The sequence below is a fragment of the Companilactobacillus huachuanensis genome, assembly GCF_005404815.1.
In the GTDB taxonomy this organism is placed as follows: domain Bacteria; phylum Bacillota; class Bacilli; order Lactobacillales; family Lactobacillaceae; genus Companilactobacillus; species Companilactobacillus huachuanensis.
In genome coordinates this window covers 32,343-49,733 of record NZ_BJDF01000010.1, presented here as the reverse complement: position 1 = coordinate 49,733, position 17,391 = coordinate 32,343, and the positions used below count along the sequence as shown (strand labels likewise).

The 17,391-nt window shown below is 37.7% G+C and carries 16 protein-coding genes; 15 read left to right on the top strand and 1 reads right to left on the bottom strand.

Features of this window, described 5'->3' with window-relative positions; genetic code table 11:
• The first annotated feature begins 9 nt into the window (after nt 1-9).
• Together FFM71_RS07070 and recN are read left to right on the top strand one after the other, a co-directional pair.
• A complete protein-coding gene (locus FFM71_RS07070; protein ID WP_137611477.1) occupies nt 10-834 on the top strand; it encodes a TlyA family RNA methyltransferase in 825 nt (274 codons plus the stop codon).
• Between the two features lie 8 nt (nt 835-842).
• Nucleotides 843-2,540: a DNA repair protein RecN gene (gene recN / locus FFM71_RS07065; RefSeq protein ID WP_137611476.1), complete on the top strand. Its 1,698-nt coding sequence runs from the start codon at nt 843-845 to the stop codon at nt 2,538-2,540.
• Here the strand turns inward: recN and FFM71_RS07060 are convergent.
• Complete coding sequence (locus tag FFM71_RS07060) at nt 2,532-2,852, bottom strand: hypothetical protein (protein ID WP_137611475.1); 321 nt, start codon at nt 2,850-2,852, stop codon at nt 2,532-2,534. The two genes, recN and FFM71_RS07060, sit on opposite strands and share 9 nt — an antisense overlap.
• A 180-nt stretch (nt 2,853-3,032) precedes the next feature.
• Between FFM71_RS07060 and gmk the strand changes: the two genes are divergently transcribed.
• The 13 genes from gmk (at nt 3,033) to FFM71_RS06995 (ending at nt 17,166) form a co-directional block, all read left to right on the top strand.
• Nucleotides 3,033-3,644, top strand: a complete 612-nt coding sequence (gmk, locus tag FFM71_RS07055) for a guanylate kinase (RefSeq protein ID WP_137611474.1) — start codon at nt 3,033-3,035, stop codon at nt 3,642-3,644.
• 6 nt (nt 3,645-3,650) lie between these two features.
• Nucleotides 3,651-3,905, top strand: coding sequence for a DNA-directed RNA polymerase subunit omega (rpoZ, locus tag FFM71_RS07050; protein WP_041499615.1), 255 nt, complete (start codon nt 3,651-3,653; stop codon nt 3,903-3,905).
• A gap of 639 nt (nt 3,906-4,544) precedes the next feature.
• Nucleotides 4,545-6,953, top strand: coding sequence for a primosomal protein N' (gene priA, locus FFM71_RS07045; protein WP_137611473.1), 2,409 nt, complete (start codon nt 4,545-4,547; stop codon nt 6,951-6,953).
• Between the two features lie 13 nt (nt 6,954-6,966).
• A complete protein-coding gene (gene fmt, locus FFM71_RS07040) occupies nt 6,967-7,917 on the top strand; it encodes a methionyl-tRNA formyltransferase (RefSeq protein ID WP_137611472.1) in 951 nt (316 codons plus the stop codon).
• Complete coding sequence (gene rsmB, locus FFM71_RS07035; RefSeq protein ID WP_137611543.1) at nt 7,907-9,235, top strand: 16S rRNA (cytosine(967)-C(5))-methyltransferase RsmB; 1,329 nt, start codon at nt 7,907-7,909, stop codon at nt 9,233-9,235. Before fmt ends, rsmB begins: the two co-directional genes overlap by 11 nt.
• 19 nt (nt 9,236-9,254) lie before the next feature.
• Entirely contained in the window at nt 9,255-10,001 is a 747-nt protein-coding gene (locus FFM71_RS07030; RefSeq protein WP_137611471.1) for a Stp1/IreP family PP2C-type Ser/Thr phosphatase, read from the top strand.
• On the top strand, nt 10,002-11,969 hold the full coding sequence (gene pknB, locus FFM71_RS07025; protein ID WP_137611470.1) for a Stk1 family PASTA domain-containing Ser/Thr kinase: 1,968 nt from the start codon (nt 10,002-10,004) through the stop codon (nt 11,967-11,969).
• A 3-nt stretch (nt 11,970-11,972) separates the two neighbouring features.
• Nucleotides 11,973-12,863, top strand: coding sequence for a ribosome small subunit-dependent GTPase A (gene rsgA, locus FFM71_RS07020; protein ID WP_137611469.1), 891 nt, complete (start codon nt 11,973-11,975; stop codon nt 12,861-12,863).
• Between the two features lie 14 nt (nt 12,864-12,877).
• Nucleotides 12,878-13,552 carry a ribulose-phosphate 3-epimerase gene (gene rpe, locus FFM71_RS07015; RefSeq protein ID WP_137611468.1) on the top strand — a complete coding sequence of 225 codons (675 nt, stop codon included), beginning with the start codon at nt 12,878-12,880 and terminating at the stop codon, nt 13,550-13,552.
• The gene (locus FFM71_RS07010; protein WP_137611467.1) at nt 13,549-14,208 is read left to right on the top strand and encodes a thiamine diphosphokinase; all 660 of its coding nucleotides are present in this window, start codon (nt 13,549-13,551) and stop codon (nt 14,206-14,208) included. Before rpe ends, FFM71_RS07010 begins: the two co-directional genes overlap by 4 nt.
• Nucleotides 14,209-15,012: 804 nt before the next feature.
• A complete protein-coding gene (locus tag FFM71_RS07005; RefSeq protein ID WP_137611466.1) occupies nt 15,013-15,867 on the top strand; it encodes a MetQ/NlpA family ABC transporter substrate-binding protein in 855 nt (284 codons plus the stop codon).
• 26 nt (nt 15,868-15,893) lie between these two features.
• Nucleotides 15,894-16,367, top strand: a complete 474-nt coding sequence (locus tag FFM71_RS07000) for an S-ribosylhomocysteine lyase (protein WP_137611465.1) — start codon at nt 15,894-15,896, stop codon at nt 16,365-16,367.
• Nucleotides 16,368-16,389: 22 nt separating this feature from the next.
• Nucleotides 16,390-17,166: an SDR family oxidoreductase gene (locus FFM71_RS06995; protein WP_137611464.1), complete on the top strand. Its 777-nt coding sequence runs from the start codon at nt 16,390-16,392 to the stop codon at nt 17,164-17,166.
• Nucleotides 17,167-17,391 lie beyond the last annotated feature (225 nt).

Genomic DNA, 17,391 nt, shown 5'->3' with positions numbered 1-17,391 from the left:
TGACACATATTGGCAAAAGAAAGAATTGATGTTTTATTAGTTCAACAAAATTTATTTGAATCAAGAGAACAAGCTAAACGCTCGGTGATGGCAGGTGAAGTCTATAATCAAGATAACCTTCGTTATGACAAACCCGGAGAGAAAGTAGCAGCAGATACTGTCTTTCATCTAGCAAAGAATGCCCACAGCAAGTATGTTAGTCGTGGTGGTTATAAACTAGAAAAGGCGTTAAAGTCGTTTGACATTGATTTAAAGGATCGTATCTGTTTGGATATTGGTTCATCAACTGGTGGCTTTACTGATGTGGCCTTACAAAATGGTGCTACTAAAGTCTATGCGTTGGATGTTGGATATAACCAACTGGCTTGGAAGCTTCGTCAAGATGAACGAGTTGTAGTTATGGAACGTGTCAATTTCCGTTATAGCAAGCCAGATGATTTTCACGAAGGTCTACCTCAATTTGCGATGACTGATGTTTCATTTATTTCTTTGGAATTAATTTTGCCACCAATGTTTAATATCATTTTGCCGGGATCAGATGCAGTTTGTTTGATCAAACCTCAGTTTGAAGCCGGCCCTGAAAATGTTGGGAAACATGGTATAGTCAGGAATCATAAGGTTCACCAAATGGTTTTGGAAAAAATTACTAACTTTGCTAAGAATGCTGGCTTTATCGTTTCTGGATTGGACTTCTCACCAATCAAGGGTGGCGAAGGGAATATCGAATTTTTGATGCATATTCAAAAGCCAGAAAACGAACAACCAGGCGAAATTCTAGAGAATGTTTCCGTTGAAAAGACTATGGAAGCAGCATACTCAAGTCTTAATAAATAGGTGAAATAATGCTAAAAAAATTAATAATCAATAATTTTGCAATCATTAATAAATTGCAAGTTGATTTTAATGGCGGGATGACTGCTTTGACCGGGGAAACTGGTGCTGGTAAGTCGATTATCATTGATGCTTTAGGTTTATTAGTCGGCAGCAGGTCGTCAATTGATTTTATTAGAACAGGACAAGAGCAACTCAATGTGCAAGGACTATTTGGAGTGAAATCAAGTAGTCCTCTTTTTGCTATTTTGGATGAATATGGAATTGCTCACGAAGACAATCTCGTAATTATCAAACGTGAAATAAATCGAAAAGGTCGTAATGTCTGTCGGATAAACAATGAGTTAGTTAAAACTAACGTGTTGCGTCAAGTGGGAAAATTTCTGGTTGAGATTCACGGTCAAAATCAACAACAAGAACTTTTAGATGAAGACAATCACATCAATATTTTGGACCGCTTTGCTGACGACAAGTTTCAAGTTGATCTGGCCAAATATCAACAATTATTTACTGAATATCAAGAAAAAAGAAGTCGCTTGCGAACGATTCAAAAGAACTCTCAAAATTTAGCACAGCGAATCGATATGTTGAAATTTCAAATTGAAGAAATCGACAGTGCACAAGTTGTCGCCGGTGAAGATGATAAGTTAGAAGACGAGAAGAACCAGTTGTCAAACTTTGAAAAAATCAGTTCATCTCTACAAGAAAGTTACCGCGGATTGTCTGAAAATAATACAGGTGTCGTTGATTCTTTGGGAAATGTCCGTGATCAATTGGAAGATATTATGGATTATGATAATTCCTATAAGGAATTATATGATTCGGTAAATGGTGCTTACTATCAGTTGCAAGATAATGCGGCAACGATTGCTGATCAACTGGAGAATCTTGATTTTGATGAGAATCGTCTCGACAATATTCAAAAACGTTTAATTACTTTAGATGGCCTCAAGAGAAAATACGGTCCAACCTTAGATGAAGTAATCGATTTTGGTAAAAAAGCGCATCATGAATATTCGGATATTAATATTGACGATAATACTGAAGCCAAACTTGAGCAAGAAATTAATGAGTTGCAAGAAACATTAACGGATCTAGGAAAGACACTATCAAAACAACGACACAAGACTGCTACAACTTTGGAAAAATCCATCAATCATCAGTTAAAGGATTTATATATGCCTAATGCCAAATTTGGCGTGACCTTTGCCGCATTGGAGGAGGAAAGCCCTTCAATCAATGGTATCGATCAGATACGATTTGATTTGAAAACAAACGTCGGTGAGGATTTCAAGCCTTTAGTCAGAGTTGCCTCTGGTGGTGAGTTATCTCGTGTTATTTTGGCTTTTGAAGCTATTATTGCTGAAAAAATGAACGTTGAAACGATTGTCTTTGATGAAATTGATACTGGTGTCAGTGGTCGAGTTGCTCAAGCTATTGGTGATAAAATTTATAAGGTGTCACAATTTTTGCAGGTATTGTGTATTACGCATTTGCCTCAAGTTGCTGCGATGAGTCAGCGTCAACTTGAAATCAAAAAAGAGACCGTTAAGGACAAAACTGAAACACAAGTTTCATTGCTTAACGATCTCCAAAGAGTTGATGCGATATCATTGATGTTGGCTGGGACAAAAGTTACCGATTTGACACGACAACATGCCCAAGAATTACTAGAATTAGCACAAGGCGAACAGAAACGTTTAGACTAGGTTAATTGACTTAATCTGGTTTAGCATGACAATTTCAAATAAGGCTGAATTCATTTTGAAAACGTATTTATTTTTATTAACTTTTGAAATAAATTTGCCTTGAAGCTGCTGGTCGTTTAACATTGTAATAACGACAGAATATTTATTAAGAAAACTTTGTTCTGCGAAAAATTCTAGTTGCATTAAAGGCATCTGTTTTAATTGAGGTTTTGGATCGACCTGAAGGTTGAAGTCAAAATTATTATTAATAAAATTAGTGGTATTGTTGATTAGATTTGTAGTGAAATGATTTCGTAATTGTTTAGCTTGCATGTTTAAGTCCCCCGAACACTTGTTTGTACTTACATTATACGAACCTGTGTTCGAAAGAGCAACTTTATTTTTGATTTTCTTAATAAAAGTTTATCTTGACGACCGTCAAAGCCTTGAAAAACATGTGATTTTATTGCATTATAGATACCATATTATATAGATAGTAGGGATAACTTAATTATGTCAAAAAGGGGAATGTTGATCGTTTTATCAGGTCCTTCAGGAGTAGGTAAGGGAACTGTTAGAAAAGCGATGTTGAAGAATTCATCAATTAAATTTGATTATTCTGTTTCGATGACTACACGTCAAATGCGTCCTGGTGAGGTCGACGGTGTCGATTATTATTTCCGTACCAACGAAGAGTTTGAAGAGGAAATAAAAAATGATGGTATGTTAGAATATGCCAAATATGTTGACCATTACTATGGAACACCTTTAAAATATGTTAATCAAAAGCTCGATGCAGGAATTGACGTTTTGTTAGAAATCGAAGTCAACGGTGCGATGCAGGTTCGTGAAAAGATGCCTGATGGCGTATTTTTGTTCCTAACACCACCTGATTTGGCAAGTTTACGCGACCGTATTACTCACCGTGGAACAGATGATGAGAAAACCATCGATAAACGGATGGAAAAGGCAAAAAAAGAAATCAAAATGATGACAAGCTATGACTATGCCGTCGTTAATGATAAAATACCTAATGCAGTTGAAAAAATTGAAGGTATAATTAGAAGTGAACACTTAAGAGTGGCACGAGTAATTGACCAATACAAAAAAATAATAGGAGATTGATAATTTATGATTATTTATCCATCAATTGATAAGCTTTTAGATCGAGTAGATTCTCGTTATTCACTAGCAGTTCTAGCTGCTAAACGTGCGCACCAACTAGAAAATGGTGATATCGAATTATTGAATCACTATGAATCACCAAGAACCGTTGGTCGTGCTTTTGAAGAAATTGCCGATGATAAAATTGAAATCGATCCTAATTCAATTCTTCTTGAAAAAGAAGCCGAAAAGGTTGAAGAAGAGAAAAAAGAAGACAAATAAAATTATTCCTTCACTGATTTTCGATAATTGGTGAGGGTTTTTTTCTTTGCCGCCGGAGCTTGAGATGGATGGAGTTCGCTGTGGGACCGGCTCGAGCCAAGGTCTCGACCCTCGCTTTTGAGCCGAAGATTGCGTCTCAAAAGACGTCCAGTGATGTAAGACCGGAAAATCGCCGGCCTAACATCACTTTCACTGCTGAACTCCATCCATCTCAAGCTCCGGCTAATTTATTGGTTATTAATCGAGACTTTCCGTTGTTTGCAGTTAATCTTAGTAGGTTATGATTATAATAGTTGTGAATTTTATAATCTATTTAACCAACACATATATATATCGTAATTTGAATCATAATGCTAGTTAAATAATGACTAAAACCAGGATATATATACAAATAAAAAATCGAGCAACCGATTGTCAGAAATATAGTCAGCAATGAAGGTGGCGTTATGGATTTAGCCATTACGCCACAGGACGACTTTTGAGATTTGCGTACTGTGCAAAGCTCAAAATCGAGGTTCGAGACCGCTCTTAGGCTCGGGCCGGTCCACACAGCAGACTATATTTCTGACAACCGGTTGCGGAAGTGAACAAACAACAAACAACAAATAAATAAATACAATTTCAGATAGGTGGGCTTTTATGGCAGTAGCAGAGATAATCGTTGATGTTCCGACGATGCAAACGAACCGACCATTTGAATACATGATTCCTGATGCTTTGTCAGATGTAGTCGCACCAGGGATGCGTGTTGAAGTACCATTTGGCCGAGGCAAACGTAAGATTCAGGGATTTGTTATGCAGGTCAAAAGTCAAAGTGATTTTCAGGGTAAGTTGAAGCCGATTTCTCGTGTGATTGATTTGAAACCTGTCCTGTCGACTGAAATGTTGGACTTATCTTCATGGTTAGCCGACCGGACCTATTCTTTTCAAATATCTTGTCTTCAAACCATGTTGCCAAGTGTTATGCGTGCGAAATATAAGCAATTTGTGATTCCAGTAGTGGCTGATGATTCTGAAGTAATGAATTTATTGCAAGGTCAACCAATGTTTGAAATCACGAATCAAATTGATGATGAAACTATCAAGTTAATCAATCGCTTGCGTAAAAATGGGAAAGTTGATATTCAATACACAGTTGAAAATCAGGCTGTTCAAGTTAAAAGACAAGCTGTGACAACTGATTTAAATGTGATTCAGTTGCATGAGGCTAAGAGCCAATTACGGGCTAATGCCAAATCACAAATTAAATTGTTGGAGTTTTTAGCAGATAATTTGAATGATTTGCCAATTGAATTTAATGTTTTGGAAAAAGATTACGGAATTTCTCGTGCGGCCATTAAAACGGCAGAGAAAAATAATCTTGTTAAAGTAGTCGAAGTAACTAAATTACGTAAACCAGTTGGTATTACACCAGAAAAGACAACTAAGTTAGCTTTAACAGAGGAGCAACAAGTGGCCGTTGACCAAATAACTGCGGCAATCGAAAATCAGACTCCGGAGACTTTCTTGATTGAGGGCGTTACTGGTAGTGGTAAGACGGAAGTTTATCTACAAACAATTGAGAAGGCATTGCAACAAGACAAGACAGCTTTGATGTTGGTTCCTGAAATATCTTTGACACCGCAGATGGTTAACCGTGTTGTTGGGCGTTTTGGCGATCAGGTGGCTGTTTTGCACAGTGGTTTGTCAAATGGTGAGCGTTATGATGAATGGACTCGAATTGAAAATCATGATGTCAAGGTCGTTGTTGGAGCCAGAAGTGCTGTTTTTGCACCTTTGGATCACATTGGATTGATTATTATTGATGAGGAACATGAGGCTAGTTATAAGCAAGATGATAATCCGAGATACCATGCTCGAGATGTTGCCTTGTGGCGGGCTCAGGTTAATAAATGCCCAGTAGTGCTCGGTAGTGCCACACCTTCATTAGAATCACGTGCAAGAGCTGAGAAGGGTGTCTATACGTTAATTAGAATGAAGAAACGAATCAACAATCAAGTTTTGCCACACGTCCACATTGTTGACATGCGTGATGCTGAAAATTCAGCTGTTAAAGGTGATTTTTCTCCAGCCTTGAAATCAGGGCTTGAAGAAACCCTAGCTAATCACAATCAGGCGATAGTATTGTTAAATCGGCGCGGTTATTCTTCGTTTATGATGTGTCGTGAATGTGGATTCGTCCTTAAATGTCCAAACTGCGATGTTTCGCTGACTTATCATAAGGACCTTGGTAAAATGAAGTGTCACTATTGTGGACATGAAGAGCCAGTGCCTAAGATTTGTCCGAACTGTCACAGTAAGAAAATTGGTTTTTATGGTACTGGAACACAAAATATCGAACAACAGTTGAACGATTTGTTTCCAGAGGCTCGTGTTTTGCGAATGGATGTCGATACAACAAGAAGAAAAGGTGCCCATGCAAAAATCTTGCAACAATTTGGTCAACATAAAGCTGATATTTTGTTAGGAACCCAGATGATTGCTAAAGGATTGGATTTCCCAGATGTTACACTGGTTGGGGTCATTAATGCTGACACAACTTTGAGTTTGGCTGATTTTCGTGCCAGTGAGCGGACTTTTCAATTGTTGACACAAGTTAGTGGTCGAGCTGGTCGGGCCGAAAAAACTGGTCATGTGATAATTCAGACATTTAATCCAGATCATTATGCGATCAAAGACGCATCTAAGCAGGATTATGAGACATTCTTTAAACAAGAGATGTATCTCAGACATCAATCGAATTACACGCCTTATTATTTCACAACGCTGATCAGTGTCGCTAACCAAGATGAGGGAAAGACATTAAAACAGAGTTATTGGCTGAAAAAACAACTTCAAACTGCTTTATCGAAAGATGCAATTCTATTAGGACCAAGTCCAACGATGATTTCACGTAAACAAAACAAATATTATTATCAAATTATTGTAAAATATAAGAATGAGCCACAACTGCATCAAAAATTATTAGAGATTCTAAATGAAACACAAGCTGATACTAAAAATGGCTTTACGATTGCGATTGATAACGAACCACAACATATTGATTAATGAGGGTGATTGAATGACAAAAATAATTTTTCTAGGAACACCAGAATTTTCGGCAACTGTTTTAAAAGGACTATTAAAAGAGGGCTACGATATTATCGCTGCTGTGACACAACCGGATAAACCTGTTGGTCGTAAACAAAAGCTTCAAAAGAGTCCCGTTAAACTCATCGCTGAAGATGAAAACATCAAACTTTACCAACCAGTTAAATTGCCAGGAAGTCCCGAGGTTGAGGAATTGAAGGCTTTAAAGGCAGACTTGATTGTTACAGCAGCTTATGGTCAATTTTTACCAACCAGTTTCTTGGAGTCGGCTAAAGTTGCTGCTATCAACGTGCATGGTTCCTTGTTACCTAAGTATCGAGGTGGTGCACCAATTCAATGGTCATTACTAAATGGTGACAAAGAAACTGGAATTACGATCATGTATATGGTCAAAGGGATGGATGCTGGTGATATTATCAGCCAAGAAAAATTACCTATCACTCGTGACGATGATAACGGCAGTCTCTTTGAAAAGATGGCTGTCGTCGGTCGTGAATTGTTGCTAGATACTATTCCTAAAATTTTGAGCGACGATATTCAACCAGTTAAGCAAGATCCAGATCAAGTTGTTTTCTCACCTAATATTTCTAAGGAACAAGAACGCATTGACTTTACAAAGCCTGCTGAAGATGTCTTTGATCAAATTCGTGCCTTGAGCCCTGATCCTGGTGCTTGGACTTTGATTGATGGTCAGAGAACTAAAATTTATCAGACTGAAGTTGTAGAAATTAATTCTCAGCAAGCGGTCGGAACTATTTTTGATTTAGGTAAGAAAAAATTGGTTATTGTTGCTGGTGATGGTCAAGGCGTTTCAATTAAGAAGATTCAACCAGCTGGTAAAAAAATGATGGATATTGCCAATTACATGAATGGAATGGGCAAGAATCTAGAAAAAGGACAACAAATTATTGATGAAAAATAATCCCCGAGCATTAGCAGTCGAAGCACTGACACGAGTTTTCCAAAGCAAGGCATATTCAAATATTGAAATCAGCAATCTTTTAAATAAATCTGAAATGTCAGATGCTGATAGTCGTTTGATGACTAATATCGTCTACGGTGTAATTCAGCATAAATACGTTTTGGAATATCAATTGGAACCATATTTGAAGGATAAGAAGCTTGATCTGTGGTTGGATTTATTGCTACAGACGGCTGTCTACCAAATGTGTTACTTGGACAAGATTCCTGCACATGCAATTTTGAATGAATCAACTGAAATTGCCAAGAAACGCGCCAATCAAGGTGCAGGTAATTTGGTTAATGCTGTTTTGAGAAACTTTCAGCGTCACGGAACTAGAGATATGCCTGGTAAAGATACAATTTATGACATGAGCCTTTTGTATAGTGTTCCACGTTGGTTAGTTGATAAGTTTGTTGAACAACAAGGTATCGATAAAACTAAGGAAATTTTACAAACAATTAATCAACCTTCGAATGTTTCAATTCGTGTAAATACAAATAAGACAACTGTCGCTGACTTACAAAAAGTTTTACAAGAAAAAGGATTTGACGTAAAACCAAGCAAAATTTCAGCAGTTGGGTTAGTCTGTGAGAGTGGTAATCTGGTTGATACTGATGAATTCAGGGCCGGATTATACACAATTCAAGATGAGAGTTCAATGTTAGTTGCTCCAGCGCTTGATTTGCAACCAAATAGCCGTGTACTCGATGCCTGTGCTGCCCCTGGTGGAAAGACAACGCATATTGCCAGTTATATTAAAGCTGGTGAAGGTGAAGTCACTGCCTTGGATATTCACAAGCACAAGACTAAGTTGATTCGTAGTAACAGTGAAAGAATGGGTTATGAAGATATTATTAGTACAGGTGCAACTGACGCACGTAAAGCTAAAGATATACTCAATACCACATTTGATCGTATTTTAGTTGATGCTCCTTGTTCTGGACTAGGTTTGATGAGAAGAAAACCTGAGTTGAGATACTTCCGTCAACCAGAAGATTTGATGAATCTTCAACGAGTTCAACTTGAAATCCTCAATAGTATGGTTGATCTACTAGAAGTTAACGGTAAGATGGTCTTCAGTACATGTACCTTCGATGATGAAGAGAATGAACAAGTAGTTGAGAAGTTTCTAGCTACTAACAAGAATTTTGAATTAGTACCAGTTAAGCATGATCCAGCAATGGATAATTCCGTTAAAGATGGCATGCTTAAGGTTCTACCAAGTGATTACTTTACGGATGGTTTCTTTATAGCTACTTTTGTTAGAAAAAATTAAAGAGGTAAGGTCTAAACTGATGGAATATGCGTTATTAACTGATGTTGGAAAACTCAGAGAAAACAATCAGGATTATGTGAATGTTTTCAAGAATAAGAAAGATATTGTTTTTGGAATTGTTGCTGATGGTATGGGTGGACACCGTGGTGGCGACGTTGCCTCAGATATGGCAGTCTCTCATTTAGGTCACAATTTCGAAGAATCAGAAGTTGACAATATTGCTGAACTACGCGAATGGATCATTCGTGAATTGAGTAAGGAAAATGACCGCATCGTTTCCGTTTCTAACCAATTCGATGATTTGAATGGTATGGGAACAACGATGGTCGGGGTGTTCTTTATCGGTGATAAGATGATGGTCGTAAACGTCGGTGATTCTAGATGCTACATTTTCACTGATGGTGAATTGAAACAGTTGAGTGTTGATCACTCATTGGTTCACGAATTATTGGAGACCGGTCAAATTAGTCCCGAAGAGGCGGAAAATCATCCGCAGAAGAATATTATCACGCAGACACTCGGAGTCTCACAAACCGTTCAGCCACGTGTCAAAGACTTTGATTTGGTTGATAACTCAATCATTCTCTTATGTACCGATGGGTTAACGAATATGGTTCCAGAAAATGAAATCAAAGATGTTTTAGCACAAAAGATGAGTCTGGAAACCAAGTGTCATATCTTGATCGACAAAGCAAATGCAGCCGGTGGAAGAGATAATATTACTGCCTTACTCTTTTCTACTAAGAATAATGGAGGTAATCGCTAGATGGAGAAAGGTTACCTAGTAGGCGGTCGTTATGAGATTCTAGGTACACTTGGTGAAGGCGGAATGGCCAATGTTTATTTGGCTAATGACACACTTTTAAACCGGAAAGTGGCTGTAAAGGCTTTACGGTATGATCTCCAGGATGATGAATCTGTTAAAAAGAGATTTGGACGTGAAGCTAAGGCAACTAGTGGTCTCTCAAATCCAAACATTGTTAATGTTTTGGATGTTGGAAATGATGATGGCGTGCAATATATTGTTATTGAATATGTCGATGGTCCGAATCTGAAGAAATATATCCGGACTCATTTTCCAATTCCATACCGCGAAGTTGTCGATATTATGAAACAGATTTGCATGGCAGTGTCTGATGCCCATGAACACGGAATCATTCATCGTGATTTGAAGCCAGAAAATATTTTGGTAGATGAGAAAAAAGATCCGATTCAAGTTAAAGTATCAGACTTTGGAATTGCCCTAGCATTGAGTGAACGTTCGATTACGAGAACTAATTCACTCCTAGGGTCCGTTCACTATATGTCGCCAGAGCAAATCAAGGGACGTTCAGCAACTGTTTTATCAGACATCTATGCCTTAGGAATTATTCTGTTCGAATTGTTGACGAAACATGTTCCCTTTACAGGTGATACTGCCGTAACAGTTGCTTTGAAACATTCCAAAGAGGAGATGCCCGATTTAAAGAAGATTGATCCAAACATCCCTCAGCCACTTGAAAATGCCGTTCTCAAAGCTACAGCCAAGGATCCAGATCAACGCTACCAATCTGTTCGTGAGATGTGCGATGATCTGAATACTTGTCTGATGCCAGAGCGAGCTGATGAACCTAAATTTATACCGACCCCAATTAATAATTTAGAAGAAACAAGAGTTATGGAACCACTTGATGATGCAGTCGAGAAGGCGGCCTCAGAGAAGAAACCACAGAAGATGAGTCGCAGACGTAAGATGATTTTGTTGGCTTCAATTGTGCCACTGGTTTTGATACTTTTTATAGTTGCGATGGTGATGAAGAGCAATCAAGAAACAACCGTCCCTGATTTGTACAATTTGACAGTTAAACAGGCTAACGTTATTCTCAAAAGTTCTAACTTGTCCGTTGGAGATCTCTCCAAAGAAAATGATGATGATGTCGAGGCAGGACATGTTATTAAATCGATTCCGGCCAAGGGCTTGAAACTGAAAAATGGTGCAAAAGTTAATTTGGTTGTCAGTTTGGGAGCTACATACTACAAGATGCCGAAATTAGTTGGTAAACAATATGAAGATATTTCTGATAATTTGAAACGACGTGGTTTTAAAGTCAAAGTTGATTACAAAGCAACTAACCAATATGACGCGGGAACGATTATTAAGCAAAGTATTCCGAGTGGTAAGAAGGTTGTGACAAAGAATAAGTCTTTGACATTAACTGTGGCTAAAATTAAGACAGTCAAACCAAAAGTCGTCAAAGTCAGGGATTTAACTGGCTATAATTTGAAGAGTATTCAAGACTATGCTTCTGAAACCGGTTTAACTTTGAATACATCCTATGATTATTCAGACGATATTGAAGATGGTCTTTTGATTAGTCAAACACCGACTGCTAATAGTACAATTAGCCAAGGCGGTACGTTGTCCGTTGTTATTTCTAAAGGTGCTGATCCTGACAAGAGTAGCAGCAATGACAAAGATACTAGCAATTCGGATAGCAGTGACAACAGTAGTAATTCGTCAGGAACCAATACTGTAACAAAAGATATTACGATTCCATACGACTCAAGCGGTAACAACAATGTCACGATTTATATTTCCGATGCCACACATAGCATTGGAACAGTCTACAAAACTATGACTATTACCGGAGATACACCAGTAACATTGAGCTTTAATCTTAAAGATGGACAAACTGGATCATATATAGTTGAGCGTAACAACAAGACTGTGCTTGGTGGTTCAGTAAATGGGTGATTTATGGAACGAACAGGAAGAATTATAAAATCAATCAGTGGATTTTATGATGTTTTGGATGATGAGAATTCTGAATTGATCAGAACGCGAGCACGTGGAAATTTTCGTAAACGAAAAATCAAGCCATTAGTTGGTGATAAGGTTAAATTTGATGCGACTGGTGATTTAGGTTATATTCTAGAAATTTTACCTCGTGATAATAGTTTAGTTCGCCCACCGATTGCCAATATTGATCAAGCAATCGTTGTCACTTCAGCGGCTGAACCTAATTTCTCGAGTAATTTGTTGGATAAAATTTTGATCAATATTGAACATAACGATATTAAACCACTGATTTATTTAACAAAATCGGATCTTTTGAGTGACGACAAATATTTGGAACTGAAGGAAATTTTGGCTGGATATCATAACGCCGGTTATCAAGTATTTGACGATCAGGACAGCTATAATGATATGCAAGTTGAAAAACTTAAGGCAACGTTTGCTGATAAAGTGACCGTTTTCACAGGACAATCAGGTGCCGGTAAATCAACACTGTTAAATCATATCGATACAGAACTGGGACTCGCTACGGCAGCAATCTCTCAAACTTTGAATCGTGGAAAGCATACAACACGCCAAGTGTCGTTATTTGATATTGCAGACGGGTTAGTAGCTGATACACCAGGATTTTCATCAATAGATTTGATGGATGTCACGGCCGAAGAATTGCCAACACTTTTTCCAGAATTTCTTCAATATAGCGGTGGCTGTCAATTTAGAGGCTGTCACCATGTTAATGAACCCAATTGTAAGGTTAAAGAAGCTTTAGAGGCTGGAGAAATTATGCACAGCCGTTATGACAATTACTTATACTTCTTAAATGAAATTAATTCGTACAAAAAAAGATATTGAGGAGCTGAATTTAAATGACAGTAAAGATTGCACCTTCAATTTTATCTGCAGATATTATGAACCTAGAACGCGATGTTAGAGCAGCTGACCAAGACGGGGCAGATGTCTTTCACATTGACTTGATGGATGGAAACTTTGTTCCAAACATGTCCTTCAGTCCGGCTATTATCGAAGGGATGCGCCGAGTTACTGACAAACCTCTAGATATTCACATGATGATTGAAAATCCTGATGCTTATATCAAGACAGTTATCGATGCTGGGGCAAGTACCGTTTTGATCCATGCAGAGAGTACGCAACATATCTATCGTTCAATTGAACTAGTTAAGAGTTACGGGGCTAAGGCTGGGGTTGTAGTTAATCCTGGAACTCCGCTAGAAACCGTTAAGGAATTGTTCCCAATTATTGATCGTATTTTAGTTATGACTGTTAACCCCGGATTTGGTGGTCAAACATTTATTCCTGGTATGACTAAGAAAATTCAACGTTTGGATCAACTACGTCAAACAGCGGCTGATGATAACTTTGATATTGAAGTCGATGGTGGTATTAATGCTGAAACAATCGCTCAATGTGCTAAAGCTGGTGCTGACATTTTTGTTGCCGGATCATATCTCTTCAATGGACAAGATGGACTCAAAGACCGCATTGATGGTCTACGTTCAGTGGCTTTGGAAGCTAAGCAATGAAACGAGTAAATATTCTTTTAGGTGGACCACAGAGCGAATATCCAGAGGAGCTGAATAAGAGTATCAAAGCAATTCCTGGACCATGGGTGGGTGCTGACCGAGGTAGTCTACACTTGATGGCAAATGGCGTAATGCCTGAGATTGCTATCGGTGACTTTGATTCGATCAGTAAAAAAGAACAAAAATTGTTGCAAGATAATGTACCGATTTTTAAAAAATTCCCTCCCGAAAAGGACGATACTGATTCAGAGCTTTGTTTATTAGCTGCTCGTGAAAAATTTAATGCTCAAGAATATTACGTTTATGGAGCAACAGGTGGTAGAATCGACCATTTTTTGGTTAATTTATTTCTGCCTTTTGACCCAAGATTCACTGATTTTTATGACAAACTGTATTATAAATCAGCAACAAATACGATTCGCTTTTTTAGACCAGGGCGATATTCGATTTTTAAAGAAAATGGAATGAAGTATATTGCCTTTGTCAATTTGGGACCAGTAACCCATCTGAATTTGATTGATGCGAAATATAAATTAAATGATTTTAGCATTGATCATCCGGTAAGCTGGGCTAGCAATGAGTTTGTTGGCGATACGATCGACTTCAGTTTTCAGAGTGGAATCGTTGCTGTGATTCAGAGTTGTGATAAAAATTAAAAATAAATTTAAACTTAATTATCAATAATTTGGTATCCTTTCCAAGGATGCCTTTTTTTGTACCCTTAAAAGCTAATATTAGATAATTGGTATAGGTATAAAATGACGATAGTTTGACCTTCAAAATTGGTCGATTTCAAAAAAGACGTTGACAATTTTTAAGTACGAGTGTAAATTAATCACCAATTACATGATTAAAACTTATTTAATCTTATTAGACGTTGAAGAGAAGAGTAGGTTTATTAGTAGCTTGGATAGTGACCACTGGATAGTGAAAAGGTGGAGCGAACGTATAACTGAAGATGAGCTTGGAGTCTTACCTAGGTGAAAGCCAAAGGTACGCAAGGATGCGATATCATCCCGGACATGTTAGTGTCGTTGAGGTATTTTGTGTAAGCAAGATGCGAATTAGGGTGGTATCACGGTAATCGTCCCTACATTGCAGAGAAGTTCTGTATTTGTAGGGGCGATTTTTTTAGTTGCTCTTGGTGGACAAGCCACCGAGAACAACTAAAAAAACAACCAAAAATAAGTTATTTAAAGAAAAGATTTGATGATGAAACCCAGAGTTGTCCACTTAGAGCAACTTATGGGGGCGACTAATTGTCGCCCGTATGATCCTCTTTCCTACGATTGCTTTACCTTCCATGCTTTTTACCATCCGATGCCAAACAAACTTCTTCAATATATCCAGTAAGATCAAAATATTTTAATCAAAAAAAGGGGCCGAAATAAATGAAAAATTTCTGGTTTAAACCAACTTAAAAAATTAGAGAATTATTAGAAACTTGAGGAGGAATGGAAATGAGAAAAGGGAAAAATTTATTAGCTTCAGCAATTCTATTTTTGTCAGTCATCCTGTTAGTGGGATGTGGCAAGAGTGCTAAAGCAGCTGATAGCAATACCATAACTATCGGATCACAAGGGTCAGACTTGAATATCTGGGAACATATTGCCAAGAGTTCACAAGCCAAAAAGTTAGGGCTAAATATTAAGACGAAGGAGATTACCGATGGGGCGCAATTGAATACTGCCACTAGTCAAGGCCAAGTCGATGTCAACGCCTTTCAGTCATGGTCATATTACGATGCCTACAATAAGCAAAATCCAAAAGGGAAGTTAGCCGCTTTAGGCACAACTTACTTGGAACCTTTGGGAATCTATTCAAAGAAATATAAAAAAATAAGTGAAATTCCAAATGGCACTACAATTGCCATTGCTAACAATCCAGCAAACACATCACGTGGCCTATTGTTACTACAATCAGCTGGTTTGATTACTTTGAAGAAGGGTTTCAACGCCTTGAGCAATACGAAAGATATTGCTTCAAATCCTAAGAATCTTCAATTCAAAGAAATTGACGATACCACTGGCCCCCGTGTTTTGAATGATGTGCCTGTTGTTCTCATTTCCAACACCGTTGCTTTGGAAAGTGGTCTACATGTTTTGACGGATTCGATCTACCATGAAAAAATCGATCAAAGTACGAAGGATAATGTCAATATTCTCGCTACTGCCGCCAAGAATAAGAATAATGCTAATTACAAAAAATTAGTGAAGTTGTATCACAACAAAGAAATTCAAGCTTATATTAAGAAAAAGTATTACGGAACAAAGATTGAAGTAAATAAACCATTAACATATTTGGAAAATAAATAATAAAAATTTTAAGGAGATATTTAATTATGGCTAAAGTTGAAAGTTTTACATTGGATCACACAAAGGTAAAGGCACCATATGTACGTTTGATTACTGAAGAAAATGGTGCAAAGGGTGACATAATTTCAAACTACGATTTACGTTTAGTTCAACCAAATGAAAATGCGATTCCTACTGCAGGATTGCATACGATCGAACATTTGCTAGCTGGACTTTTAAGAGACCGTCTTGATGGCGTTATCGACTGTTCTCCATTCGGTTGTCGGACAGGATTCCATTTGATCGTTTGGGGTGAACATTCAACGACTGAAGTTGCTACTGCTTTGAAAGGTGCTTTGGATGACATTGCTAACAAAGTTGAATGGAAAGATGTTCAAGGCACTGACAAGTATAGCTGCGGTAACTATCGTGATCACTCATTGTTCTCAGCTAAGGAATGGTCGAAGAAGATTCTTGAAGAAGGAATTTCCAATGATCCTTATGAACGTCACGTAATCTAATACGTAATAAAGAAGGTAATTTATGAGTTTATTTGAAGTTTTGGAGAAACAAGTTGTCCTCGTTACTGGTGGTTTTCAGGGTATCGGCCGTCAAGTGGTTACCACATTTCAGAATGAGAAAGCCATCGTGATTGCGGCAGATCTGTCATATCAAAATACTGAACTCAAGCAAGTTAATGATCATGAATATCAAATTAATTTGGATGTCAGTTCTGAATCCAGTGTTCAAAATTTGGCTAAGCAATTGAATGATTTAAAATTAACACCAAATATTTTAGTAAACGTTGCTGGAATTTCAACAATGGATTACTTGATTGATAGTGACACAGCTGATTTTGATAAGACTTTGGCTGTCAATACGCGTGGAACATACCTCATAAGTAAATATATTGTTAAATTGATGGTAGCGGCTAAAAGACCGGGAAAAGTAGTTTTGATAGCTTCTCAGGCTGGCAAGAATGGTTATCGAGCTATGTCAGCTTACGTTGCATCTAAACATGCGGTACTCGGTTTGACCAAAACGTTGGCAATTGAAGTTGCCAAGAATCAAATCAATGTCAATGCGGTCTGTCCTGGTATTATTGAAACGTCGATGAAACACCGTGAAAGAAAAGATGGTGCCAAGATTCGTGGTTTGACTGCTGAAGCAATTGAGCGAGAAGATAATACTCAAGTTCCACTGGGTCGGACTGGGACGCCACAAGATGTTGCTAATGTCGTATTATTCTTAGCGAGTCCGTTGTCAGATTATATGACTGGTCAAGGAATCAATGTTACTGGTGGAATGACTATGAATTAAAAAAATATCTCTTTCCAGAATTTTTTAATTTTGATTTTTTAATTTTAGGCAAATTTTATAAAAAATGAGTTGTATCACACACTTAAAAATAATCAGGTGGGATACAACTCATTTTGTTAGTTTTAATACTTCATGAATGGCTGAAGGTTGAAAGTTTAGTTAAGTATGCCGTTTCCAGAGCTGAGAGTATTCAATTGCTGCGCGGAACGGCCCGAGCCAAAGAGC